We start from the raw sequence: 24,694 nt of genomic DNA on the forward strand, positions 1-24,694 counted from the left end.
TCGATCCATGGATATTCTTATCACCGGGGCTACGGGGCAGCTCGGCCGGTTTATCGCCAGCCGTTTGCGCCAGGACGGCCACCAGATCTCGTGTCTGGGCCGCACGCCATCCGACATCCCGGAAGACAAGTTTGTCAAATGGGACTTGGATGATCGCAAAATTACACTGCCGGCGGCCGATGCGCTGATCCACTGTGCCTTGTCTCATGTGCCGGGTAAGTACCGGGACGGGGAGGGCGATGACCCCCATGGGTTCATTGACCGGAACGTCGAAGGAACGCAGGCACTGTTCCAGGCAGCAAAGGCTGCTGGTGCTGCTCAGTGTGTGTTCCTCTCCAGCCGCGCGGTCTATGCCGGAGCAAGCGAATGGGGCGTTTTGACGGAAGACTCGCCTGTCGACCCGGACAGCTTTTACGGCAAGGTCAAATATGCCGGTGAACTGGCGCTTGAGGTGCTAAGCGATGCCAACTTCAAGGGCACTGTCATCAGAGCCACTGGCGTTTATGGATGCCCTCCGGGCCTGGAAACCCACAAATGGACCAAAGTTCTCGATGACTTCGCCAAAGGTGATGCCGTGATCCCTCGAGTCGGCACGGAAGTTCACGGCGAGGACCTTGCAATCGCTGTCGCGCTGCTTTTGGAAGAGCGTGCACGTAGTGAGGCCGTCTTTGATGTGTTCAATGCGTCCGACATGCTGCTTGATCTTCGGGATCTTCTGAAGATTTACCAGGAAACGTTTGGCCTTGAGTGGCACTTGCCGATCCGTGCGCCGGGACCTGTGGGCGTTATGGATATAGCAAAACTGGTCAGGCTCGGCTGGTCTCCCGGCGGCAAGGCTAAACTGGAAAGGTTCATCCAGTCTTTGCCCGCACCTGCCGAAACCGAAGTGTCGGCGGGCTAAATCAGAAAACCGTTCTCATTACTCCGCAGGCGGGGTTTCGGCTCCTGCCGCCGGGCCACGTTTGCCGAGTTCAGTGTTCAGCCGCCGCTCGATCGCGGAGCGTGGTTCTGTGAAGCGCGCCAGCAAGCTGTAGAGCACCGGCGTCAGGAACAGTGTCAGGATACCGGACAGGAGCAACCCGCCGACAATCACGGTTCCAATTGCAATGCGGCTCTCGGCACCTGCACCGCTCGCCAGCACCAGCGGCATTGCCCCCAAAACGGTGGACACGACTGTCATCACGATTGGCCGGAGACGCAGTACCGTTGAATCGATGACGGCTTGCGTGACGTCCTTGCCTTCATCCCTGAGCTGATTTGCGAATTCAACGATCAGAATGCCGTTTTTCGCCATCAGCCCGACAAGCAATATGATGCCGATCTGGCTGTAGATGTTGAGCGACAAGCCGGCTGCTGCCAACGAAAAGACGGCGCCCGCAACGCCGAGCGGCACGGTCAGCATGATCACGAATGGGTGGACAAAGCTTTCGAACTGGGCTGCGAGGACCAGAAACACGATCAAGAGGGCCAGCGCAAAGGTGAAACCGGCGCCGCTGGATGTTTCTCGGAACTGTTGGGACTGACCGGCAAGGCTGATCCTGGCTTCAGCGGGCAGGATCTCAGCAGCAGCACCCTCCATATATTCGATGGCGTCGCCGAGCGAATACCCTTCCGCAATGGAGCCTTCGATCGTGATGGACGGCAAACGGTCGTAGCGCCGCAGTTCCGCAGCCGCAGCGTTGACATCGAGCGACACAAGGGCGCTAAGCGGTACGAGCGTGTCGCCGTCATCTGAGCGCAGGAAGATGAATTCGATATCCGTTGGAGACGCCCGGTCGTCGGCTGCAGCCTGCACAAGGACTGGGTATTCGCGGCCACGTTCGAGAAAGGTGGTCACTTCGCGGGATGCCAGCAGCGTTTGCAGTGTCGTTGCAATTGTTTCAACGGAAATGCCTAGATCATCAGCGCGTTCACGGTCGACGGAAATGTCGAGCTGCGGCTGGTTTTCCTCGTAATCCATTTCCAGATTGCGAAGACTCGGGTTTTCCTGACCGCGCTCCAGAAGCCGTGCGGCCCAAACCTTTACGCTTTCAAAGTCGGGACCGCTGACAACGATTCGGAGCGGCGTGCGGCTGCCACGCAAACCAAGGCCAGCTGGCGTGATGGGAAAGCCCCGCGCAGCCGTAATCTGGCCCATGCTTGGGATCATGGCCCGGACGACGTCGCGGTGGGATTTTTCCCGGTCTTCCCAGTCCGCGAGGCGCAGGACGACAAAGGCCCGGTTCTGACGGCCCCAGGTGCCGGTGTAGGTGAAGACCGTTTCGATATCGCCGGAAGCGGCGAGCGGTTCTGCAATGCCTTCAACTTGACGGGAAGCCTGATCGGTGAACCCAACCGTACTGCCTTGAGGGGCAGACAGGGGCACAAAAACAATTCCGCGGTCCTCGCTCGGGGTCAGTTCGCGCGGCAGCTGCTCGTAGACGACAAAGCCGAGTGCGGCGATGCTGCCTGCAAGCGCGAGGATGACGAGTGGCATGCGGACTGCAAGCGTGACACCTTTGCGAAACCACCGAAGCACCAAGGTCTCGGCAGGGGTATCTTCGTTGGAGCCAGCCTGAGGTTTTTTGGATCTGGTCAAAATACGGGATGCCAGTGCGGGGCATGCGGTCAGCGCAACAAAGGTCGAGATAACCACCGCGCTCGCCATCACGAACCCGAACTCGACAAAGAGCCGCCCGACCTGGCCTTGCAGGAAGGAGAGGGGCACAAACACGGCAATCAGTGTCATGGACGTTGCAAGGACGGCAAAAGTGACCTGGCGGGTGCCCAGGAAGCTTGCCATCAACGGGCTCTCACCGAGATCGATGCGCCGCTGGATGTTCTCCAGAACGACAATTGCGTCATCAACCACCAGGCCGATGGCCAGAAGGAGGGCGAGAAGTGTCAGGACGTTCACCGAGAACCCGAGTGCGGAGATCGCCGCAAAGGTTCCGATCAAAGCGATCGGGATCGTGATTGCTGGTATCAAGGTTGCGCGCAGGGATCGCAGGAATAACAGGATCACAAGGACAACAAGCCCGAGTGACACACCCAGGGCAATCACCACTTCCCGGATCGAGGCCCCAACGAAAATAGCATCGTCCGAGCCGACTTCGATCTGCATGTCGGCTGGCAGGTTCGGCTGAAGCGCATCGATTTCTTCACGGACGGCTTCTGAAATGGCAAGCGTGTTTGATTGGCTTTGCCGAATGACCGCCAATCCGACGGCAGTCTTGCCATTGTTCCGGACAATCGTGTCCTCCTGCGCAACACCAGCGACTACCGTTGCAATATCGCGAAGCCGGATCGGATACCCCCCGACACGCTCAATTACGACATTTGAAAAGGCATCGACTGTCGGTAATCGGCTGTCCAGGCGCACCGACAATTGGCGCACGTCTGACTCCAGTTCGCCCGCCGGCAATTCTAGGTTGGCGCGCTGGAGGGCGCGTTCAATGTCAACGACCGTGAGATTCCGGGCGGCCATGGCGCGGCGATCCAGCCAGACACGCACGGCCTTCGGGCGTCCGCCATAGGTGTCGATCGATGCAACGCCCGGGACTGTCGCCAGCCTGTCGATCACATACCGGTCGACATAGTCGGTGATCTCAGCCGCACTTAACCTGTCGGATGTGACGGCGAGGCGCATCACTGGATCTGAATCCGCATCGTTCTTGACCACTTGCGGTTCGTCCGCATCGGCCGGAAGATCTGCCCGGACACGGGAAACAGCATCGCGCACATCGTTTGCAGCCGCATCAATGTCGTTGCCGACTTCAAACTCCACGACGACACGGCTGCGGCCGCGGCGGCTACTCGAGCTGATCGTCTTGACCCCGGCCACACCAGCCACGGATCCCTCGATAATCTCTGTGAGATCCGTGTCGATGACTTCCGGAGCCGCGCCGCGATAGGTTGTCGTCACTGTGACAACCGCCGTATCGATATCAGGAAGTTCGCGGACCGGGATGGAGGTCAGGACCCCAATCCCGAATACGATGATCAGAAGACTTGCAACGGCGGCGAGAACCGGTCGGCGGATAGCAAGATCGGACAGCATGGACCGTCAGCTCCGTTGACGCGGTTGGGCCTTCGCGGCGGTTTCCGGCGTTCCGGAGGCATCATCCTGCGCTTCGGGCTGACCGTCGATCACCTCGATCTTGCTGCCATCGCGCAGCGATTGGATGCCACGGTGAATGACAAGGTCACCAGCTGCCACGCCTTCTGAAATCTGAACGAACCCGTTCCGGCGCAAGCCTGTCACCACATTGCGCCGATCTGCCGTGTCTCCATCGGCGACAAATAGGAAAATGGTTCCGCCTTCGACCTGCAGGGCTTCTTCAGGAACAACAATCGCCTGGCGGATGCTCAACTCAATCTCGAGCCGCATGAACATCCCGACCGGCAAGACCCGATCCGGGTTGGGCAGGCGGGCCCGGACGCGGAAGGACCGGGAGGCTTGATCGACACGGCTGTCAATCGCAGCAACATTTCCGGTGAACGAGCGGCCGGGGAACGCTGCGCTGGTGGCGGTGACCGGCTGACCTTGCACGATCTGCCCGTAGACAGTTTCGGGCAGACGGAACTCGATTTCGACCTCGGCCAGATCATCCAGATGCGTGATCACATTGGATGTTTCCACCCGGGCTCCGAGATCAATCGAGCTGATGCCCAAAACTCCGGTGAATGGGGCGCGGATGGTCCGGTCCGCCAAGCGGCGTTGCGCCCGGTCGAGTTCGGCATTGGCGATTGCAAGTTCTGAGCGCAGCTGTTCCAGATTCGCCTGACTGATCGTGTTGGTCTGGCGCAAGGACTCCGCGCGTTCCATGGCGAGGCGGCGTTCATTCACGCGTGCCTTGGCTTCTGCAAGCGTTGCCCGTTCAATCTCATCATCCAGCCGCGCAAGAACAGTCCCTGCAGTTACTTCCTGGCCGGACTTGATGTCGATCTCGACAATACGTCCCTCTGCCAGAGGCACGATATCGACAGCCCGCAAGGCGCGCGTCGTGCCGACTGCTTCGGCAAAGACGGGGAGTTCTGTTTCTTTGGCATGAACAGCCTCAACCTTGACCGTTCTGGCACCACGTTGGCTGCGTTCGCCAGAGCCCTCGGCTGCGCTCGTCATGTGGGTCTGGTAATACCAGTAACCGCCGCCCGCGAGCCCGGCCAGCACACACAGCACCACCAGTTGCTTGAAAAATCCCATCATCCAATGCCTTCGTCGGAATGGTCCAGCGTGACAACGGGTCAGCTTTGGTCCCTGCAACTCATAGATATATTGTCGGTGGCAATCAGATCAAGTCAGCCGGGGCGGTCAAGCAAGACGGGATAAGAGATGACGCAGCGGATCTCATCAATCTCCGCACGGCTGCAGTGAGCCGCGCGGAACTTGTTTTTGCACAGGCCAATCAGGCTGCGCGGATGCCATCGAAGAACTGGTCGACTTTCGAGCTCAGGGTCTTCGATTGCGCCATCAAGGCTTCGGCCGTGGACAAGACATCGGTGGCGTTGCGTCCGGTCGATTGTGCGCCGCTTGAGACCTGCGACATGGTCTCTGAAATCGCATCCGTGCCGGACGAGACCTCGTTGACGTTCCGCGAGATCTCGGTGGTCGCCATACTTTGCTGCTCGACGGAAACCGAGATGTCTTGTGAAATCTCGGTCATTTCGCCAATCACGCTGGCGATGTCCTTGATCGCCGTTGCCGTTTGATCGGACACCGACTGCATCGCTTGAATTTGCGTTGCGATTTCCTCGGTCGCCTGCGCTGTCTGGTTCGCGAGCGACTTCACTTCGGACGCGACAACAGCGAAGCCCTTGCCGGCTTCCCCGGCGCGGGCGGCCTCGATGGTCGCGTTCAAGGCCAGGAGGTTGGTCTGTGCCGCAATGTCGTTGATCAGGCTGACAATCTGGCTGATCCGGTCTGTCGTTGCGACAAGACTTTGCACCGTCTCATCGGTATTGGCTGCAGCTGTTGACGCCTTGCCGGCGATGCTCGCCTGGTCTTCAACGCGGCGGGCGATTTCCGCAATCGACGAGGTCAGCTCTTCTGAGGCTGCGGCGACTGAACGCACGTTCGCAGCCGTATCACCCGTTGTCTTTGCGGCCGAGGCAGCATCATCGGAGCTTCTCTCTGATGTTTCCGCCAGTTCACGGGCCGTGCCTTCGAGCTCGCCGGTTGCATGGGCAACGGTTTCCAATACACCGCGGATTTCGTGGTTGAAGTCGTTGAGGAGGCGGTCGACCGTTTCTGCGCGGTTTTGCTTGGCCAGCTGTTCGGATGCCTGTTCCTCTTCCAGGTGGCGCTGGGCCTTGCCGTTTGTCTTGAAGACTTCCACGGCATTGGCGATCGACCCGATTTCGTCGCGGCGTTCAACGCCCGGGACCGGACAATCAAGATCACCGCCGGCAATTTCGCTCATTGCCCGTGTGACTGATGCCAAAGGCCGTGCGAGCAGCGTTTGGAAGAGCGAGCCGAGGATCACCAGCATCAGGACCGTCGCGATTGCGGTGGCAATGAAAGCCGAATTGCGAAGGCTCGCCAAGCTGGCATAGGCTGCATTCCGGTCAAGGGACAGGCCGATCTGCCAGTCAACCGGCAGGCCTTCGATTGGAACAAATTGGATGATGCGGTCGCCAAACTGCGTAGATGCATACTGTGTGTCGCTGGAGACAGAGACAGGGTCGTTCGGAAACAAGTCTGAGAGCGGTTTGGATACCAGTTCATTCTCAGGGTGTATGAGGATGGTTCCTTGCGAATTTGCCACAAACACATAGCCGTTTCCGCCGAGGTCAGACGCAGAGAGCATTTTTGCGATCTCGGTAATGTCAAAGTCACCGCCGACCACTCCAGACAACGTGCCACCCGATTTCACAGGTGTTGCGGCTGTCACGATCAGGCGATCGGTAGATGCATCCTGATACGGTGCGGTGATCGTTGGGCCGTTTGCCACAATGGCGTCCTTGTACCAGGGGCGGACGCGAGGATCATACCCCTCCGGCAAGTCGGTTTCCGGCCAGATCGTGAATTTTCCGTCTTCCTGTGCGCCGAAATAGGTGCCATCGAAGTTAGACGTCAAAGTCGGCAGATCAAAGAAATCAGCGCCGAGGCTTTCTTGCCGGGCAACGCCCTCTGCAGCGGAAGTAATCAGCATCAGGCGGGCCTGGAACCAATTGCGGACCGAGTTGGCTTCCGCAAAACCGACCCCAGTCATGTAGTCCCGGATCTCTTCCGACTTCGCCGAGCGTTGCAAAGTGTCGTTGAAGAGGCCGAAACCAGCAAAGATGGCGATGATCACTGCTGCTGCGGCTAGCAGGATCTTGGTGATGATGCTCTTGGCAGCATGTTTTGTGGACGCTTGTGTCACAGCCGATGTCCCAGATGTGTTGAGTTGGTCGGACACTGCCTGTTTTCGATAAATAAAGACTAAATCTCGATGTGTGTGACACGTAATAGCGTCAGATATCTGAGAAAACCTAAATTATAGTTGTTATTAATTACAATGTAATTTTAATGATTTTGTTGTTGGTTTGACTTTGCTTGTTTTTTGAGAGGTCACCAATGAAATCGCCGGGCACTTAAGACGTGGTCGTCGGCCCGAAGATCTTCTCAAACTCTGCCCTGAGAACACTGTCGTTCTCCGCCATCGTCACCGGGATGCCCAGATTCACAAGGCTCGTGACCCCATGTTCGCTGACGCCGCAGGGGATGATCCCGGAGAAATGATCCAGCTCTGGTTCCACGTTGAAGCTGATGCCGTGAAATGTCACCCATTTGCGCATGCGAATTCCGATCGCAGCAATCTTGTCTTCGACATTTGTGCCGCGGTCCGGCCGGCGCACCCAGACGCCGACCCGGTCTTCCCGGCGTTCGCCGCGGATGTGATAGTGCCAGAGCGTGTTGATGAGCCAGGCCTCAAGAGCGGACACAAAGGCGCGCACATCCTGTTTGCGGCGTTTTAGGTCCAGCATGACGTAGGCGACACGTTGGCCCGGGCCGTGATAGGTGTGCTGGCCACCGCGGCCGGTGCGGTAGACCGGAAACCGGTCAGGTGTGATCAGGTCCTGGTCGTCGGCTCTTGGGCCGGCGGTATAAATCGGTGGATGCTCCAGTAGCCAGACCTGCTCATTTGCCTCGCCCGCGATGATTCGCTTGACCCGTTCGTCCATTTCCTGAGAAGCCGCTTCATAGTCGACCAAGTCGTCGGAGATGTGCCATTCGACCGGTGCTGAGCCGGTTTCCGGCAGAAAGCTGAAGTTCAGAGCGTCGCGGAGGTCAGGTGACATGTGGATGACACTTCTTTGTTTTTTGAGCAGGCTGCCGATCCCGTGGTAGGATCAGCGCTGGCGGATGTTCGCCCTATTTAAGGACTAAGGCGTGTTATGGCCACCTTTGATGAAATCAATGTCGATATCTCAGTCGTGCTCGGCGAAAACCATATGCCGGTGCACCAGCTGCTGCGCATGGGCCGCGGGGCGGTGATCGATCTTGATGTGGATGAAGATGACGACGTCAAGATCTACGCCAACAACACGCTCGTGGCAAAAGGGCAGGTGGTACTGCTTGGTGAACGCATTGGCATTTCGATTACCGAAGTCCTGATGCGGCCGCCGGAAACCCGCCCGATGCGAACAGAAGGGCCGCTTTAATCCGGCCCTTTTAAAAAAGTTAGGCGCCTGTGAATTATTGCAAGTTCGGCTCTTGCGCCTCCCAAAACCTTTTGCTACATGGGGCGCCTCGACGCGGTCAGCGCCGGGGAAATGAATAAGCGGTCGTGGCGGAATTGGTAGACGCGCAGCGTTGAGGTCGCTGTGGGCTAACCCCCGTGGAAGTTCGAGTCTTCTCGACCGCACCATCAATCACACTACCAAGTGATTGAGATCATAAAGGAACCGGCCTCTGGCCGGTTTTTTTATTTGTGAAAATGCGGATTTTACCCCACAATTTACCCCAGTTTTTACCCCACATGCGTGTAAGGATGATGCGGTGGGTAACGACGACCGGTTCTTGAAGTGCCATCGGTCCGGCACATGGTATTACCGGCGGCAGGTGCCGCTGGACGTGCAGGATCTGGTCGGCCGGTCATCCCTTGAAGTCTCACTGAAAACCAAACTTCTGGACGTTGCGCGGCTGCGCCGCGATGCCATGGAGGAGGCGGACACGCTGTTCTGGGCCTCGCTGCTCGGCGGCGGAGCCGCAGCCGCCGACCCGGCAACGGCCCGGTATCGGGCCGCGCAAAAGCGGGCGCTTGCCCTCGGCTTTGTCTGGAAATCTTCCAGCGATCTTTTAAACCACGCCCCGCTCGACGATCTGATCGCCCGGCTCGATGTCCTGAAGGGCCGGCCGGACCTGGAGCGCAAGAGCGATGCGGAGGCGCTTCTTGGAACGGCGCCGCGGCCCGACGTGCCGGTCTCCAAGGTGCTGGAGATTTACTTGACCGAAATTGCCCCCGACGCCCTGAAAGGCAAAAGCCCGGCGCAGATCGCGGCCTATAAAAAGGTGAAGACCCGGGCGGTTGCCAATTTCATCAAGGTGGTGGGCGATAAGCCGGTCGACGCAGTCACCCGGGCCGATGCGCTGGCGTTTTTCGACTGGTGGCAGACGCGGGTTACAGGCGCAAACCTGGCCACGAGCGCAAACCTGGCCACGGGCGCTGATGCTTGTACGGGCACTGGCGCTGGTGGACGGCACAAACGCAAACGCGGCGCGCCGTCAAAACCCCTGTCGGGCAATTCGGCCAACCGGGATGTCGGCAACATGCGGCGGCTGTTTCAGGCCTATTATCAAAGGATCGGCGAAGAGGGGCGGGACAACCCGTTCCGGAACCTGTCCTTCCGGGACCCCAAGGCCTTGAAACAGGACGTGCCGCCATTCCCGGCGCACTGGATCCGCGACCGTTTGCTGGCCCCCGGTGCCTTTGACGGGCTCAACCGGGAGGCCGCACTCTTGTTCCTGGCGCTGGTTGAAACCGGATGCCGGCCATCGGAACTTTGCAACATCACCGCCGATCAGATCCATCTGGAGGGCGCGGTGCCGTTCATCGAAATCCGCTTCCGCGCGGACCGGGCGATCAAGACAGACTCCAGCGTGCGCCAGATCCCGCTTGTCGGCGTGTCGCTGGCAGCTTTCCTGAAAGCTCCGGACGGGTTTCCGCGCTACCGCGACAAGGAAACGAATTTTTCCGCGATCGGCATGCGGCACTTGCGGCGCGCCGGTCTGCTGCCGTCGGAGCATCACCGGATCTATTCGCTGCGCCATGCCTTTGAAACCCGCATGAAGGAAGCCGGGCTCGATTATGAGCTGCGCTGCCTGTTGATGGGACATGCGCTCAGCCGGCCGGACTACGGCGACGGCGGCTCGCTTTCATGGCGCCAATCGGAGTTGCAGAAAATCGAGCTGCCCTTCTCAGAAACGCTGATCGACGCCCTCGCGTCCCGGCCGCAGCGCAGACCCAAACGAAAGGTGAGGTAATGAGCGGATATCAAACCGGACCCGAAACCAGTACCGCGCTTCAGCTGTTTGCGGCTGAAGTGTTCAAACGGGATCCGGACGTGTGCGCGGCCGCGCTGCAGGCCGCCCGGGACCTCCTGACCGCCCAGAAACGGCCCTGGTATGCACGCTCAAAGAGGCCCGAGCTTGAGGCGCTTGAGGCCGCCAAGGGCTCGTTGGCCTGATGAAGCTGCTCGGGGAGACCGATCCTGAGAAACTGAAACCGATCGACCGGGACCGGACCGTCCTTTGACACTGCGGGCCACTTGTTCAAGACGGCCAGTGCCGGTGCATATTAAGGATATGATATGGGCGCGTGCCAGCTTCCGGTCGTCGTCCTTTCAGTACCCGCCCATGTTTTACTGGCTGCGGATGGCTGCAGGGCTCTGTTTCCTTTCCTGTTAAAGGATGTGCGGCAGCCGTGGCCTTGATGCGCCATCCACCTTGCAATCCGACGCGCCGGTGACGGCTTCTTTGCAGACCTTTTGTTGTCTCATGCCATGCCAGGTGGCGCGGTCTCACCGTGCCTGGTGGCGGGGCGCGTTTCGGGGAACGCTTGGGAAAAAATCCTTTCTTAACGCGGAGGCAGCAGACTTGCGCCAAGCGCAACGAGGACAGCGGCACCGATGTCCTTGTGCCGCGCAGCTTGGTGCCGGTGGCCAGGGGCGGACCCCGATCTGACGTTAGCGCCAGCGACACAGGACGAAGGAAACCAGAACGTGACGTGGATGTGTGATCAGGTCTTGGAAAACATCAAACGCCACGGGCTGGAGTGTGATCCGAAAGCCTTTCACGTGCTCTTCCTTGGTTTGACCGAACCGGAGACCGACATCGCCCGGGAGCTGCGCCGGCTCGAGGGCGCCGGTGCGCCGTTGACCGCGCGCACCGTCGCGTTTTTGTATGAGACCTACATCCAGGGCAGCGTGGAGGCTGATCGTCACAAATCCGTGGTGCACAGCTCCCAGGCCCGGACACGGGCGATTTCCCAATCGGCCAGGACTTCCAGCGATTTGATCACGCATCTGATGACTTGCGCGGAGGCCCAGCCGGACGACACTGCACTGCGGCACACCACCTTGCAGTTGCGGTCGGAGCTTGAGCAGCATCTCGGCAACATTCTGGCCCAAGCGGACGCTCTGGATGGCGAGTTGCGCGCCTATCAGGCCGAGCTTTTTACCGATGCGCTCACCGGTGTGCCCAACCGGCGGTTTCTGGAAGCCGAGCTGCCGGCGCGGTTGAGCGCGGCGGACCTGTCCCTGCACATTGCGCTCATTGACATCGACCACTTCAAGAAAATCAACGACGCACATGGTCATGTAATCGGGGACCACGCCATTCGCGTTGTCGCCCGCCTCATACAGACCCATTTGCGTCCGCAAGACGTTCTGTGCCGATATGGCGGCGAGGAATTCTGCGTCCTGTTTTACAACACGGAGCCGGCCGAGTGCCTGTCTCTTTTGGAAACCATCCGATCGGATATTTCCCGCCGGACGATCTATCACAACCGGACCGGTCAATCCTTTGGTCCGATGACCATCTCTGCGGGCCTTGCCCAAAGCCAGCCGGGCGATGATTTGGAAACGGCCCTGCAAAGGGCCGATGCCCAAATGTATGCCGCCAAGTCAACCGGCCGCAACCGCATCAGCGCCTGAGTTGAGTGCCAACCGGCGACCTGGGCCGGTCAGCTTATCGGTGTACCAGGTCGCCGTATCTGATCGTCGTATCTGATCGTCTTATCTGGCTGTCGTACTGGTCGGCGTCCCAAGCCGGTGCACCAGCCGTCCCGCGATCGGGCGCCGGCATCGAGTTCGACACCGCCATTGCCGAGGATCATGTCCTGCTGGCCGCTTGAGGTGCTATCGCGCCAGGATGCACGTTCGTTTCAGATGGCCGGGCATCCTCAGGCGCGCAAGTCGCGCAGGTTTTCCAACTCAGCCAGGAGGACGATCAGGTCCTCGGAAACGGCCATCAGGGCCGTGCGTTCCGCCTGCGCAGTCAGGTCCTCGATGGACGCGCCTTCAAGGTGGGTGTGCACCTCTTCCAAAGCGTCGGCAAGCCGGGCAAGGGCCGGGTGGCCTTCCCGGCCAAGAGAGCGGCATTCGTCGATGAGGTCTTCGAGCAAAAAATCGGCCTCCACCTCATAAAGGCTGAGGCCGTCCGGGGCGGCGTGCGGCGCAGACCGGCCGGACGTGTGATGCTCTTCCATCGACTGTCACTCCAAGTTGACAGTTCAGATCTACCGCGATCGCTCGAACATGTGTATCCGCCTTTCGCGGTACGCAAAGCCTGCAGGGGTTTATCCGGTACGACCGTACGGGTCCTTGCTTTATTTTCGCACGCAAGGCCCATAAAATGGGTGCGATCTGGCCATGCGTGACGGGACAATTGCGGTGTGGGTTCCCAACGATGAGGCGCTCTGCTCGTGTTTTTGCGGGTATCAATAAGAGTCAGGCACTTTTGGGTTTCAGCACCAAGACATCGTCATTGGACAGTTTTTGATAGACTGTCACCCTGTTGCGTCCCGAAGCCTTGGATTGATAAAGGGCCTTGTCGGCCTGAGACAACCATGTTCTAGCGTCAATGCGCTCGGAAATGGCCGACAATCCGATGCTTACGGTAAATGTGAGTCCGGAAAGCGGTCCGGTTTCCGAAAACCTGATTGCGGCCACTGCTGTCCGCAGCCGTTCTGCGAAGACGGTCGCGTCTTCAGCGCTTGTATGCGGCAACAAAATGGCGAACTCCTCTCCACCAATTCGCCCAACAACATCGACTTTGCGAACCGTTTCCTGACACAGGGATGCAAAGGCTTTGAGGACCTCATCACCTGCTGCATGGCCCCTTGTGTCATTGATGATTTTGAACTTATCGAGATCAAGCATCAAAAACGATGCAGGGTGCGGGTGCCGGTCAAGCTCGTTCAAGAGCTGATCCAGCCGGTCGAAGAAAGCCCGTCTGTTGGCAAGCCCCGTCAAGGCGTCTTGCCGTGCCAGTGCATCGAGTTGCCGGTTCGCCTGTTCAAGTTTCCCGTGAGCCAGTTTCAGACGAACTTTTGATCTCTCCTCAAAAAACATGAAGACCAGAACCAGCGCGAAGACGGAGGTGAGGCTGATTGGGATAAGATACAGCAGCGGGTCCTTGAGTCCGTTTACATAAGCTTGAGAAGCAACGAGTGTGATTGTCCACGTATTGCCGTAGAGTGCTGTTTCTATTGTTCTTTCAAAACTTGTGGGAGCGTCTGTTGCCGTAAGTATGCCGGCGGAATGGTTCGAACGGCCATATATTTCAGCGCCAATCCCGTCCTTTACGAGCTCCTCCAAGGCTGGCTCCAGAAGCAGTTGCACCGAATAAACGCCGGCGAAGTAACCCAGGATCTTTTCGTGCCGGGCCGTTTTGCTCTCCGGAACAATACCTGACTGATAGACAGGGAGTGTGATGGCAAAACCAAGCGGGGAAGCCGTGTCATCGGGACCCAAAACGATGGGAAAGAAACCAGAGGATTGCGCAACGCCTTTGTCCCGCGCATGCAGTTTTGAGGCCATACGTTCCGGCGACCAGGCAAGGTCGAGGCCAAGCGTGTTGATCTCGTTATCATCCGGATAGCGTGCGCTCATCAGATAAACAGGGACATGCTCAGCTCTGCTTTGGGCCACGACAGGCGTGCCAGTATCTGACGGTTCCCAGAGCTGAAAATTCGGGAGACCGTTTTCGCGTGCCTTGCGTTCAAACTCTGCTCGATCCGACGCCTTGACGATGGGTTGCCATTCCATGATCAAGAGACCAGGGTCGGCCTCAAAGTAATGATCTGTCAGAGCATTAAATTGCGAATAAGTGACCCCGTGCATATAGGTGATCAAGCCAGAGGCCGCGTGCAGGTTTTCGACCGAGAAACGCAGAATTTCAGCTGTTCTGTTCGCTAATTCCGATGCGCGGGTTTCCAACTCAAGGTTTACCCGCGCTTCCCTTTCGCCGTCGATAAACCTGAACGACAGAACCATTAAAACCACATATACGATGGTCAGACCGAGGGCTGCCTTTTTAAGTTTTGATGCGTTTAAGGCAGTTCGGTTCAGGTGATCCATCAGTCATGGTCCGCAAGCACTCAGTCACAATCCGAACCAATCAGAGCCATAATTTGTTGAAACATTCGTTAAATTGAAATTTTGGTCGAACAGGCTTTTGTCACAAGTTTTGAGGATTTTCCGTCCGCACTTGGTACCCGCTTGTCAGCCGCTCCAAGTTGGCAAGCTCGTTTGTGTCCAAGTCAACTGGCAGGCGACGGTTGGCAGTTTTAGAAATGTAGAGGTCTTCTTCAAGACTGATCCGGATGTGTAGTCTCATTAATTCCGTTGCGTGCCATGTGTTTACTACACGCCCTGCAACACAATCATCATCGTATCATGCGACACGGGACCTTCGGAGGGCGCCTTCCCCAAGTAGAGCGTCCTTTCACTCTGTTTCGATCGGCGGATTGTCCGGTGGCGGGGTGATCCGGTATTTAAGGAGCGCTTCTTGAAGGCTGTCGTCGGTCTTCATGTCGTGCAAGCTTTTGCGCAGCCTGCGTACGATCGCCGGGTCGCTGCCATTTGACATGGCTGCGGCAACATCAAATTCGGCCACATCTTTGCCAATCCGGAACCGCGCTGGGTCCATTCCCTCCGCGCGCATGGCATTCACAGTGAGAGACCGCGCGGAGATAATCGCGTCAACGCGGCCGGCCGCAAGCATGCGAACCAGGGCCGTGTTATCGGGTGCGGCCACGACGTTTGGCAAGGCTAACCGCTCTGCAAGCCGTTCGATGGCCGAATTTCTGAGAACGGCTACGGTTGCGCCGGATTTCAGGCCCGCCAAATCCATGGCGGGAGATGAGGCGAGCGAATAAATGCTGACGGTCTCACGCGCGATGGTTCCAAGCCAGGTGAATTGATCTTCCCGCCCCGGTGTCCGTGCAACAGGCGCGATGATCGTGTTCGGCGCGTGTTGCGTCAGCATCTGAGCCCGGATCCGCGGGACGGGCGTCACGGTCACGTTGCATCCCTGCCGGGCGGCCATTTCCCGGACAATATCCAGCGCTGCGCCGACGTTCGTCCCATGATCCACAAACCCGTAAGGTGGCAGCTCTGGCGCCAGAAAGGTGAGGTTACAGGCTTGAGCGTACGCAGGCAGACTTACCGACCCCAAGACCAAGATCAGGGCCACGCGCCATTCTCGCTTTTTTGTCATCATTTCCAGAGCGCCCCGATCGACCTTTTGTGTGCCTGCGTTGTCCCTCACACCGCTTAGCAACCAGTCCTGTTTATACTCCTGAACAGCAGTATCCAGATCATGGGACCGGTCTGGGCTTTGGTGGCCGCACTTGATCCGACCACCCCCAAGACCGGGAGGGCCGACGATTACCGCGTCTTTTTTCGACTGGGGGCAATGTGTATTGTTAAATATTTCCATGACTAAGGTGCGTAAGAATAATCCCGTAGTACAGCCGGTGGCCAAGGTGCTCAGAATTCGTGCAATTCTTTGATGAGTTTTTCTTCTTTGCCTTATTCTGAGTTGTGATTTGTTAACCGTGATTGCGCACCTTTCTTCCGTAACGTCATTTTTTGCGGAGTGGTGGGATGACGCTGTGGGCAGCCCTGAAGATAAGTCAAAACTGAAGATCTGTTTCGGCGCCGCCGTGCTTGCGCTTGCCGGCATTGCCGGGTTCAGCATCTGGTCGTCCGTTGCCGGCGGGTCGGATTTTGCCGAGTATCGCGGGCAAGCCCGGCAAAGCGTCCTTCTTGGCGATATGACCGAAGATATCCTGAGCGCCCGCCTTGAGGTCATGAAATACCGGGCCCTGGACAACAGCGGGGCCGAAGCGGTTGTCAGCGCCGAGATCACGTCCTTCATTGAAGAAAAGGGCATCTTGCGGGATCTCAGTAACGACGCGGCTCTCACGTCCCAGATCGATCAGATCGCCGGTGACGCGCAGCTTTATGCAGACCGGTTTGCAGACGTTGTCATCCTTGACCAGACCCGGCATGAGATCGTTCGCTCCATCCTCGATGTCAAAGGCCCCGAGATGCGCGGTCAGCTGTCTGATGTCATGGAAACCGCTTACAAAGACGGCGATCCGGCCGCCGCGTTTTATGCCGCCCGGGTTCAGCAGCATTTGATGCTGGGCCGCCTTTATGCGCAGAAGTTCCTTTTGCGCGGGGCCCCGGCGGACAAGGACCGGGCACTCACAGAAATCGGCGTTGCCCTGACGGACGTGGACACACTGCTGTCAGAGCTTCAGGATCCGGGACGGCGGACGCTGACGCTGGAGGTGCAGGGCGGGTTGACCGCGTACCGGGACGCGTTTTCCAAGGTCGCAACCCTGTTTGAACAGCGCCAGGCCATCTTGATTGAGGACCTGGATGTGGTCGGACCGCGGATCCTGTCGGATGCGGACGCCCTTCTTGAAACGGCTGTCGCCGTTCAAGATAAAATTGGCCCTCAGATTGCCCGGTCCTTTTCCAATCAGCCGCTGGTATTGGGTGTCGCGGCTCTCCTGAGTATGCTCGCAGCAGTTGGGGCAGCATTTCTACTGATCCGGTCGATCGTTGGCCCGATTTCCGAGATCACATCTATCTTGAACCGCCTCAAAGACGGCCGGACCGACATGGAGATTGCGTCCGGCGGGCGCAGCGATGAAATCGGCACCATGCTGGAGGCCGCGGCCGCGCTGCGGCAGAGCGTCCGGGCGGCCTTCACGCGGTCTCAAATGATCGACCAGATGCCGACACCGCTCATGATGGCGGACGCTACTAATGATTTCAAAATCGATTTCATGAACCCGGTGATGTTTGAGACCATGGAGCGGGTTGGTGCTGAATTGCCAGTGGCCGTTTCGGAGCTGATCGGCACCTCGATCGATGTGTTCCACAAACACCCCGAGCATCAGCGCAGGGTGCTGTCGGATCCCGAGAACCTGCCCTGGTCCGGCCGTGTGACCTATGGCGGGCGGCGGTATTCCCTCAAGGTTTCTGCCATCATGGACAACGAAGGCCGGTACGTCGGGCCGATGGTGGCCTGGGATGATGTGACCGAGCGGGAGCGCCTTGCTGAAACGGTTGGTGATGCGGTCAAGCGGGTGACCGCATCGGTCAGCGATGCGGGGACCTTTACCGAGCGGCTGTCGATGGTCTCGACACAGGCCCAGGAAAAATCAACGTCGGTCTCCGCCGCCGCCGAGGAAGCGACCCAAAACGTGCAGTCGGTTGCCAGCGCCGCGGAACAATTGGCCACCTCCATCAGCGAGATCACCCATCAAGTGGCCAATTCCAGCGGCATGGCAACGGAAGCCACCAGCATCGCGGAGGAAACCAAAATCAGCGCCTCTGCCTTGTCCGACAGTTCCCAGAAGATCGGCGATATCGTCAAGGTGATCTCCGAAATTGCGGAACAAACCAATCTCCTTGCGCTCAATGCAACCATCGAGGCGGCCCGGGCCGGCGATGCCGGCAAAGGGTTTGCGGTTGTTGCCAATGAGGTGAAGGCCCTCGCCGAACAGACGGCGAAGGCAACGGTGGAGATCGGTCAGCAGATCACGTCGATGCAGAGCATCACGGATCAGTCCGTCCGGCAAATCGACACCGTTACGGCACGCATCAGCGAAATTGCCGAAACCCTGGCAACGGTGGCCGCCGCCGCGGAAGAGCAAGGGTCCGCGACGCAGGAGATCAGCCGCAGCGTTCAGGAGGCGGCCACGGGCACCCAGCAGGTGTCGCATGACATCACCGGTGTGCGGGATGCAAACGCGGAAACGGATGAGGCAGCCGTGCAGCTTCAGGACATCACGCACAAACTCTCCGGGATTTCATCGGAGCTGGGCGAGGCGGCAGATCAGTTCCTCGCTGACATGCGGGCGGGGTGAGGCGAGGGGCCTCTCCCTGCGGTCCGGCGGGGATTTTGGTTCCGGCGCGGGCGGGCGCCCCGGCCTAAGGGCGATGCGAGCCGCGGCCCAGGCGTATCAATGGGCCGTCCGCGGGCAGGCGTCCCCTTGGTCTTCACGTGGTTCAGTCTGCGCCATAGCGCGCCCCTTAGTCCCACTGGCACTCACACCCTTCGCGTCAGCAGATCGGGATTCATTTTGCCGCACCCTTACAACAAAACTGCGACCCGGGGCCAGACGTAGGCTTTCATCTGAACGCAGGTCTTCCGCACATCCGCGGTTGAGCTGCGGTTGACAAGGGTATATGGGCGATCGGGCATTGGCCGGGAAAACAGGCCTAATAACAGCCGCTTTCTCAGGCCTTCCCGGGGCTGCTTTTGTCCAAATCCATTTGAACGAGGGGCATTCATGGTCTTGGTGCTTGGCGCTTTTCTGGGGTTCTTTTCTGTTGCGTTTGGCGCTTATGCCGAACACGGATTGCGGCCTGTCATCACAGAGGAGCAGTTCCGCTATTTGATGACGGCGATACGCTACAACCAGGTGAACGCAGGTGTAACAACTGCCATTGGATTGACGTTGCTCAGTGGCGTGGGCCCCGCAAAACCGCCCGCACTTCAATGGAGTGGCCGGCTGTTCATCCTGGGCACAATGCTCTTCAGCTTCAGCATCTATCTCTCGGTCGTTCTAGATGTTCGCGAGCTGACCTATCTGACGCCGGTGGGTGGGGTCACCCTCATGGCCGCCTGGGTAGCCTTGGCCCTTGCGGGCGTTTCGATGATGAAAAACAGACCCGCCTGACGGGTCTACCCACCTGAACATTCGGTTTGGGTGTTCTGGCATGTCCTGGCCACGGTCCACCCGGGCGTTGGGGCAGGTGCCAGTGGTCGCAGGGTGTGGGGCTGCGTGGGAGTGCTCAAGAGCGGGGCGGGCATCGTTTCCGGAGTGCGGGGTGATCTGGAGCGCAGCTATCAGCTGCGCGGTGACGACCAGCCGCGGATGCATGATTGCTGTCGGGCTGCGTGCCATGCCTTTCGGGTCGGTCGTCCAGCGGCATGTTGCCACTGAACGGATGCCGACCTCAGGCGCTTAGGTGACGGACGTCATCGAAGAACCGGGTGATGTCGGACGCAATCGTCTCTGCGCCCGCTTCCATGTCCCGTGCTTTGGACACAAAGGCGCGGGCCGTTTCGTCCGATGCCGTGATGGCCTGCTGGACCCCCTGGATATTGCCGGCGAGTACGGATGCCCCACTGGCAACGGTCTGCACGCTTGCAGAGATTTCACCAGTCGCTGCGCCCTGTTCCTCAACCGCGGCGGCAATGGACGCGGTAACCTCATCGAGCTCCCGCACGACGGTCGCGATTGTTTCAATGGATCCGACCGCGCTTGTGGTTGCCGCCTGGATCTCGCCAATCTGCTGACTGATTTCCTCGGTCGCGCGAGACGTTTGGGTTGACAGCTCCTTCACCTCGGCCGCGACTACGGCAAATCCCTTTCCTGCTTCCCCCGCGCGGGCCGCTTCGATTGTGGCGTTGAGGGCCAGCAGGTTCGTTTGTTCGGCAATCGCCTGAATCAGGCCGATCACATCGCCGATTTTCTGCGCACCACCTGCAAGGCCCTGAACATCCGTCGTGGTTGTTTCGGCGCTCATCCGGGCCCGGTTTGCGATCCCGGACGCACCGGAAATCTGTTTGGATATCTCCAGGATCGAGGCTGACAACTCTTCGGTTGCGGACGCCACGGTTTGAACATTGACCTGCGATTCTTCTGAAATGCTCGTGGCCGTGTCGGTTTCCGATCTGGCGGCTCCGGATACCTTAATCAGCTCGCCGGCATCCGTGGCCATGGTGCGGGCCCCGGAGCGTATGCCGTCGAGCGGCACCGCGATGATCTCTTCAAACCGGGCGATGGCAGAGTTGAGCGCCCGTGTCTTGTCGGCCTGCTCTTCCATCAGCACCGCCTGATAGGTCGACACGGCCATGTCCAGATCGAACATGGCCGCCGTGGTGACATGAGACAGCGCCCTTGCAAGTTTGCCCGGCGAAAACCGCAGTTTTCGGATCAAGGCCTCTTGCAGGTGGACCAGGACGAATTTGTAACCCGCGATATACCATTTCGGCTCCAGTCCGATGCGGCTGTGAACACGGCCAATCCGGTTGATGCTGTCGACATAATCCTCGTCAAACCCTTGCAGGAACAGCTTTCTCCAATGCGTTTTCTGGGCGTTCTCCAGGCGTGGCTGTTGCGTGCCCACCATGTCTGCCATCTCAGGATGCTGGCGCAGATGGGTGTAAAATGCCGCCAGGATGCCGTCGATATCCTTCTCGATCACGGGCCAGATCGCACGCAACCCCTCAACGACCCCGCCATCGATCTCCGCGAACTGCAATCTTTCCCGAATAGACGCTGACGCATGCGACATGTGATTTGCCTTTCGAATTTTCCTCTAGGGCAGAATTCCGAGGTCATGTTAACAAATCGTGACAAAAGCTCTGTTTCTAAATGCCCATTTCAAATGCATGCGCGTTAAATTTCATCAAAACTCCGCTTATTTCGATAAAGTCTTGGTAGAATTGCAGGTGTAAGCGCGATTACGTACTTGATTTCTTTCGTTTTCATGATGAGTGTCAATTGGTATTGACGGTCCTAATCATGTTTGCTTGGTATTTCTTGCAGGGTGTCAGCGGGCGCTTGGGTGGAAGGACATGACGGCTGTGATTTTGGAAAGAGGCGGCCATGCAACCAAACGCCACCAAATTTGCCCCTCGGGACGCGGACCCTGGTCCTGAGACCACACGCCGTTGGCACATGGATGCGCTCAAGGACATAGATGTGCTTAAGGGCGGTGGGACTTCCCATGATGAGATCCACCAACTCTTGGCCGCGATTGCCTATCATGAGGCCGGGCAACGCAGCACCAGCATCCGCTTGTTCCTGCGGGACGGGGGCACGGGGTGTTTTTTCCTGTGTGCCCACCACGCCGCTCTTTCGGATGACACACCGCCCTCAGTGCGTTCGCGCTTTCCAGACGGTTTTTCAGCCGCAGACCTTTCGAACGGCAAGACACTTCTCGGGTCCTTCCAGACCCGCTTCGACGAATCACTGGAAGAGCGCGAGGTTCCCCGGTCTTCCTGCTGCGTTCCGATCCTTTCTGATCGGAGTGTTCTTGGCGCGTTGGTGTTTTGCTGTGATACCGGACAGGACTATCGGGGCGTCGACTTTTCGGTTCCAGAAGCACTCGGACATCTTATCGGGCTTCACATTTCGTCCAAAAATCCTCACGGCAAGGCCGGGGATGCGCCGGGTCAGGCGCCATCCTTGGATCGTTGGCAAGACCAATTGTTGTCCCTGATCGAAGACCAGACCATTTACAGCCGGACGGATCGCGCCGGCCGCATCCTGGATGCCAATGACGCGCTTGTTGCGCTCAGCGGGTACAGCCGGGTGGAGTTGGTCGGGTCCCCCCACAGTCTTTTGAATTCCGGTCATCATCCGCCAGAGTTCTGGCATGCGTTCTGGCAACAGATTTCTTCCGGGCAGACCTGGCGGGGTGAAATCTGCAATCGCACGAAAACCGGTGACCTTTATTGGTTGGACAGTATCGTCGCACCGCTTAAGGGCGCGGATGGGCGCATTGAAAACTACATTTCGGTCCGCTTCGATATCACGGAGCGCAAACGGGCCGAGGCGCGCATTCACCAGCTGGCCTATTTCGACACGCTCACCGGGCTTGCCAATCGGGACGGCACACTCGCTCACATTCGATCGTGCCTGTGCGGTCCGGGCGGTGAGGACAGGATATTCGCGCTGTTTTACATCGATCTCGATCATTTCAAGGCCGTCAACGACAAGCGGGGCCACGCCACGGGGGACCGTGTCCTTGCGATTGCAGCGCAGCGCCTTCAGTCGGTGTGCCCAACAGACGTGTTTCTTGGCCGGCTAGGCGGCGACGAGTTTGCGGCATTTTGTCCAGTCAAAACAAAACAAGAGGCCCAGGCCGTTTCGGATTTGTTTCAAGCGGCGCTGTTGGAGCCGATCGATGTCTCCGGCGAGCAATTTGCCCTGGGCCTGAGTGTCGGGATCGCGCTTGCCCCCTATCATGCGCGCGAGGCGGATGCTCTGCTGAGCCGGGCAGACATGGCCATGTACCAGGCCAAGGCGACCGGGGCGGGTTCGGTGTTTTACACCCAAAGCCTTGCTGATGCTCTGCATCGGCGCCAGCGTGTTTCAGACCGGTTCAAACTTGCGCTGGAGGCCGGCCTGTTTCACCTGGTGTTTCAGCCTCAGGTCCATCTTGAGGATGGCAGTTTCGAAGGGTGCGAGGTCTTGATCCGGTGGCGTGACGAAGAGCTGGGCGCCGTCCCGCCGTCAGAATTCATCCCGATTGCCGAAGAACTGGGTCTGATAACCAAGCTTGGGGAATGGGTGCTCGCACAGACTTGCCGGCATATGAGTGACTGGGCCGCCAGAGGTCTGTCTGTACCCGGGCGTGTCGCGATCAATATCTCGGCGCAGGAGCTGATGTCGTCCGGGTATGTTGCAAACCTCAAAGAGACCGTTGCATCGTTTGGTTGTGACCCAAATGCTTTTGAACTGGAAATTACCGAACATGGGCTGATGCGGGATATTTGGGCCGGCAAGGAGACCCTCAACGAACTGGAAGATCTCGGGTTTCGGATTGCGATCGATGACTTTGGCACAGGGTATTCGTCCCTGTCTTACGTGAAGCATTTTTCGGCCGACGAACTCAAGATCGACCTGTCGTTCGTCCGGGACATGATGGTCGACGCGGCCAGCTATGCGATCGTGGCGGCAACGATTGCCATGGCCGAAAAACTGGGCATGCAGAGCGTTGCAGAAGGGGTGGAAACCAAGGAGCAGGCCGATGCACTTAAGGCCATGAAGTGTCCCATCGCGCAGGGGTATTACTATTCGCGGCCACTTGAGGCCCAAGATTTTGAAGACACCTGGCTGATCCCGGCCAAGGGGACCACCTGACGGTTCACGCTGTCCAAAGTCCCGACCTCCGCCCTCATCGTGTTTCCGGCGGTGTCTCCGAGCATGTCGGTGAGCGCTGTCCTGATGTCGTCCGGTTTTGCCAAAAACATTCGGTTTGCCCAAAAATGCTGCATATGAGATTCACCTTTAATTAATCGCGGTGCCGCAGCGTAAGTTTTCAAATAAGGGAATTTACGTATGCGGTTTGACCTTGCGGACGAAGTCTGGATGACCGCGCTGGATGCAGCGCAGATCTGCATCACGATCGCCGATGCCAAGACACCCGGACGCCCTCTCGTTTATGTCAATCCCGCGTTTTTAAGGCAAACCGGCTATTCCCTTGAGGAAGCGGTTGGCCGCAACTGCGGTTTTCTCCAGGGGCCGGACACCGATCCGCACACGGTGTTTCAGCTTCGGGAAAGCCTTGAGGCCGAGATGGCCATCTGTGTGGAGGTGTTGAACTACAAGAAGGACGGAACACCGTTTTGGAACGCGCTGTCCATCAGCCCGATCAAGACCGCCACTGGGGATCTGGTTGCTTTCGTCGGTTTTCAAACCGATGTGACCGATCGACGGGCCGCGTCTTTGGAAGAACAACACTCGGAGAAAATGGCGGCGCTTGGGCGGTTTGCCGGCGGGATCGCCCATCAGGTCAACAGCGCGTTGCAGCCGGTTGTAAGTCTTCCGGCGCTAATCGCCCCCTCTCTTCCGATGGACAAAACAGAGGAACGGGACTGGCTCGAGTTGATCGAGACGAGCGGGAAAGCTGCCCGGACCCTTCTGAAATCAGTTCTGGCGTTTTCCCGTGGCCGGGAATTTCGGGACGCAAAGCTGTTTCATCCAAACGAGGTGTTTGATCTTGCGTTGCGGCATCTAAGAATCGCGGCGCCGCCGGGCGTGCGCATAACCTCCAGTCACCGCGTCCGGGGCACTTTGGCGCTTTGTGGCGATCCGGTGGCGTTGACCAACGCGCTTGTTGAACTTGGGCAGAATGCACTGGATGCGCTGGACGGGGCAGGGGAGGTCCGCCTCAGTCTTGAGGAGGTCGGGAATCGGGTCGAGATCTGCGTGCAGGACACGGGGCCAGGTCTGGATGCGCGTACTCGATCGCGGCTGTTTGAGCCCTTTTACACGACAAAACCGATCGGTCAGGGCACCGGTCTCGGATTGGCACTTGTGCACAGCACGGTCGAGGCCTTTTCCGGATCGATCGCCGTTGAGACCCGGTCCGGCACCGGAACCCGTTTTGTGATCACGCTGCCCGTTGAACCCTTCCTAGTTCCCGTTTCAGCGGCCGCAACCGTGTAGTGGAGACCCTG

The 24,694-nt window shown here is 58.5% G+C and carries 18 protein-coding genes and 1 tRNA gene; 11 read left to right on the top strand and 8 right to left on the bottom strand.

Annotation, left to right across the window (positions count from 1 at the left end; genetic code table 11):
* Window positions 1–7 precede the first annotated feature (7 nt).
* Window positions 8–901 (top strand): NAD-dependent epimerase/dehydratase family protein, encoded by an 894-nt coding sequence (locus tag SADFL11_RS02715; RefSeq protein WP_008191791.1) that lies wholly within the window; start codon window positions 8–10, stop codon window positions 899–901.
* Between the two features lie 18 nt (window positions 902–919).
* Here SADFL11_RS02715 and SADFL11_RS02720 read toward each other — a convergent pair whose 3' ends face one another.
* The 4 genes from SADFL11_RS02720 to lipB all read right to left on the bottom strand — a co-directional run bounded on the left by SADFL11_RS02720 (window position 920) and on the right by lipB (window position 8,265).
* Window positions 920–4,039 (bottom strand): efflux RND transporter permease subunit, encoded by a 3,120-nt coding sequence (locus tag SADFL11_RS02720; RefSeq protein WP_008191259.1) that lies wholly within the window; start codon window positions 4,037–4,039, stop codon window positions 920–922.
* A gap of 6 nt (window positions 4,040–4,045) precedes the next feature.
* Complete coding sequence (locus tag SADFL11_RS02725; RefSeq protein ID WP_008197221.1) at window positions 4,046–5,188, bottom strand: efflux RND transporter periplasmic adaptor subunit; 1,143 nt, start codon at window positions 5,186–5,188, stop codon at window positions 4,046–4,048.
* 199 nt (window positions 5,189–5,387) lie between these two features.
* Window positions 5,388–7,382: a methyl-accepting chemotaxis protein gene (locus tag SADFL11_RS02730; protein WP_008192130.1), complete on the bottom strand. Its 1,995-nt coding sequence runs from the start codon at window positions 7,380–7,382 to the stop codon at window positions 5,388–5,390.
* Window positions 7,383–7,557: 175 nt separating this feature from the next.
* Window positions 7,558–8,265 (bottom strand): lipoyl(octanoyl) transferase LipB, encoded by a 708-nt coding sequence (gene lipB / locus SADFL11_RS02735; RefSeq protein ID WP_008195022.1) that lies wholly within the window; start codon window positions 8,263–8,265, stop codon window positions 7,558–7,560.
* Between the two features lie 96 nt (window positions 8,266–8,361).
* Here lipB and SADFL11_RS02740 point away from each other — a divergent pair, with 96 nt between their 5' ends.
* From SADFL11_RS02740 to SADFL11_RS02765, 6 genes are all read left to right on the top strand, one after another.
* Entirely contained in the window at window positions 8,362–8,628 is a 267-nt protein-coding gene (locus SADFL11_RS02740; protein ID WP_008192565.1) for a FliM/FliN family flagellar motor switch protein, read from the top strand.
* A 119-nt stretch (window positions 8,629–8,747) separates the two neighbouring features.
* Window positions 8,748–8,834 (top strand) — tRNA-Leu (locus tag SADFL11_RS02745).
* A 131-nt stretch (window positions 8,835–8,965) separates the two neighbouring features.
* Entirely contained in the window at window positions 8,966–10,450 is a 1,485-nt protein-coding gene (locus SADFL11_RS02750) for a DUF6538 domain-containing protein (protein WP_040450734.1), read from the top strand.
* Window positions 10,450–10,653 carry a hypothetical protein gene (locus SADFL11_RS02755; protein ID WP_008195506.1) on the top strand — a complete coding sequence of 68 codons (204 nt, stop codon included), beginning with the start codon at window positions 10,450–10,452 and terminating at the stop codon, window positions 10,651–10,653. The genes SADFL11_RS02750 and SADFL11_RS02755 overlap by 1 nt, the downstream gene beginning before the upstream one ends.
* A gap of 543 nt (window positions 10,654–11,196) precedes the next feature.
* Window positions 11,197–12,120, top strand: a complete 924-nt coding sequence (locus SADFL11_RS02760) for a GGDEF domain-containing protein (RefSeq protein ID WP_008196074.1) — start codon at window positions 11,197–11,199, stop codon at window positions 12,118–12,120.
* Between the two features lie 5 nt (window positions 12,121–12,125).
* A complete protein-coding gene (locus SADFL11_RS02765) occupies window positions 12,126–12,320 on the top strand; it encodes a hypothetical protein (RefSeq protein ID WP_008194163.1) in 195 nt (64 codons plus the stop codon).
* Between the two features lie 48 nt (window positions 12,321–12,368).
* Here SADFL11_RS02765 and SADFL11_RS02770 read toward each other — a convergent pair whose 3' ends face one another.
* The 3 genes from SADFL11_RS02770 to SADFL11_RS25180 all read right to left on the bottom strand — a co-directional run bounded on the left by SADFL11_RS02770 (window position 12,369) and on the right by SADFL11_RS25180 (window position 15,691).
* On the bottom strand, window positions 12,369–12,674 hold the full coding sequence (locus tag SADFL11_RS02770; RefSeq protein ID WP_008195545.1) for a hypothetical protein: 306 nt from the start codon (window positions 12,672–12,674) through the stop codon (window positions 12,369–12,371).
* A 241-nt stretch (window positions 12,675–12,915) separates the two neighbouring features.
* The gene (locus tag SADFL11_RS02775; RefSeq protein WP_008196792.1) at window positions 12,916–14,547 is read right to left on the bottom strand and encodes a diguanylate cyclase; all 1,632 of its coding nucleotides are present in this window, start codon (window positions 14,545–14,547) and stop codon (window positions 12,916–12,918) included.
* 367 nt (window positions 14,548–14,914) lie between these two features.
* On the bottom strand, window positions 14,915–15,691 hold the full coding sequence (locus tag SADFL11_RS25180) for a substrate-binding periplasmic protein (RefSeq protein ID WP_167578940.1): 777 nt from the start codon (window positions 15,689–15,691) through the stop codon (window positions 14,915–14,917).
* A gap of 394 nt (window positions 15,692–16,085) precedes the next feature.
* Here SADFL11_RS25180 and SADFL11_RS02785 point away from each other — a divergent pair, with 394 nt between their 5' ends.
* Both SADFL11_RS02785 and SADFL11_RS02790 read left to right on the top strand, forming a co-directional pair.
* Window positions 16,086–18,359 (top strand): methyl-accepting chemotaxis protein, encoded by a 2,274-nt coding sequence (locus tag SADFL11_RS02785; RefSeq protein ID WP_167578941.1) that lies wholly within the window; start codon window positions 16,086–16,088, stop codon window positions 18,357–18,359.
* Between the two features lie 426 nt (window positions 18,360–18,785).
* Entirely contained in the window at window positions 18,786–19,175 is a 390-nt protein-coding gene (locus SADFL11_RS02790; RefSeq protein WP_040450731.1) for a DUF423 domain-containing protein, read from the top strand.
* Between the two features lie 280 nt (window positions 19,176–19,455).
* Here the strand turns inward: SADFL11_RS02790 and SADFL11_RS02795 are convergent, their stop codons facing one another.
* A complete protein-coding gene (locus SADFL11_RS02795; protein ID WP_040450730.1) occupies window positions 19,456–20,799 on the bottom strand; it encodes a globin-coupled sensor protein in 1,344 nt (447 codons plus the stop codon).
* Between the two features lie 314 nt (window positions 20,800–21,113).
* On the opposite strand from SADFL11_RS02795, the gene SADFL11_RS02800 reads away from it, so the two are divergent.
* Both SADFL11_RS02800 and SADFL11_RS02805 read left to right on the top strand, forming a co-directional pair.
* Window positions 21,114–23,375 (top strand): bifunctional diguanylate cyclase/phosphodiesterase, encoded by a 2,262-nt coding sequence (locus SADFL11_RS02800; protein ID WP_050775973.1) that lies wholly within the window; start codon window positions 21,114–21,116, stop codon window positions 23,373–23,375.
* A gap of 198 nt (window positions 23,376–23,573) precedes the next feature.
* A complete protein-coding gene (locus SADFL11_RS02805; protein ID WP_008189163.1) occupies window positions 23,574–24,683 on the top strand; it encodes an ATP-binding protein in 1,110 nt (369 codons plus the stop codon).
* The last annotated feature ends 11 nt before the right edge of the window (window positions 24,684–24,694 follow it).

This window comes from Roseibium alexandrii DFL-11 (assembly GCF_000158095.2).
Taxonomy (GTDB): domain Bacteria; phylum Pseudomonadota; class Alphaproteobacteria; order Rhizobiales; family Stappiaceae; genus Roseibium; species Roseibium alexandrii.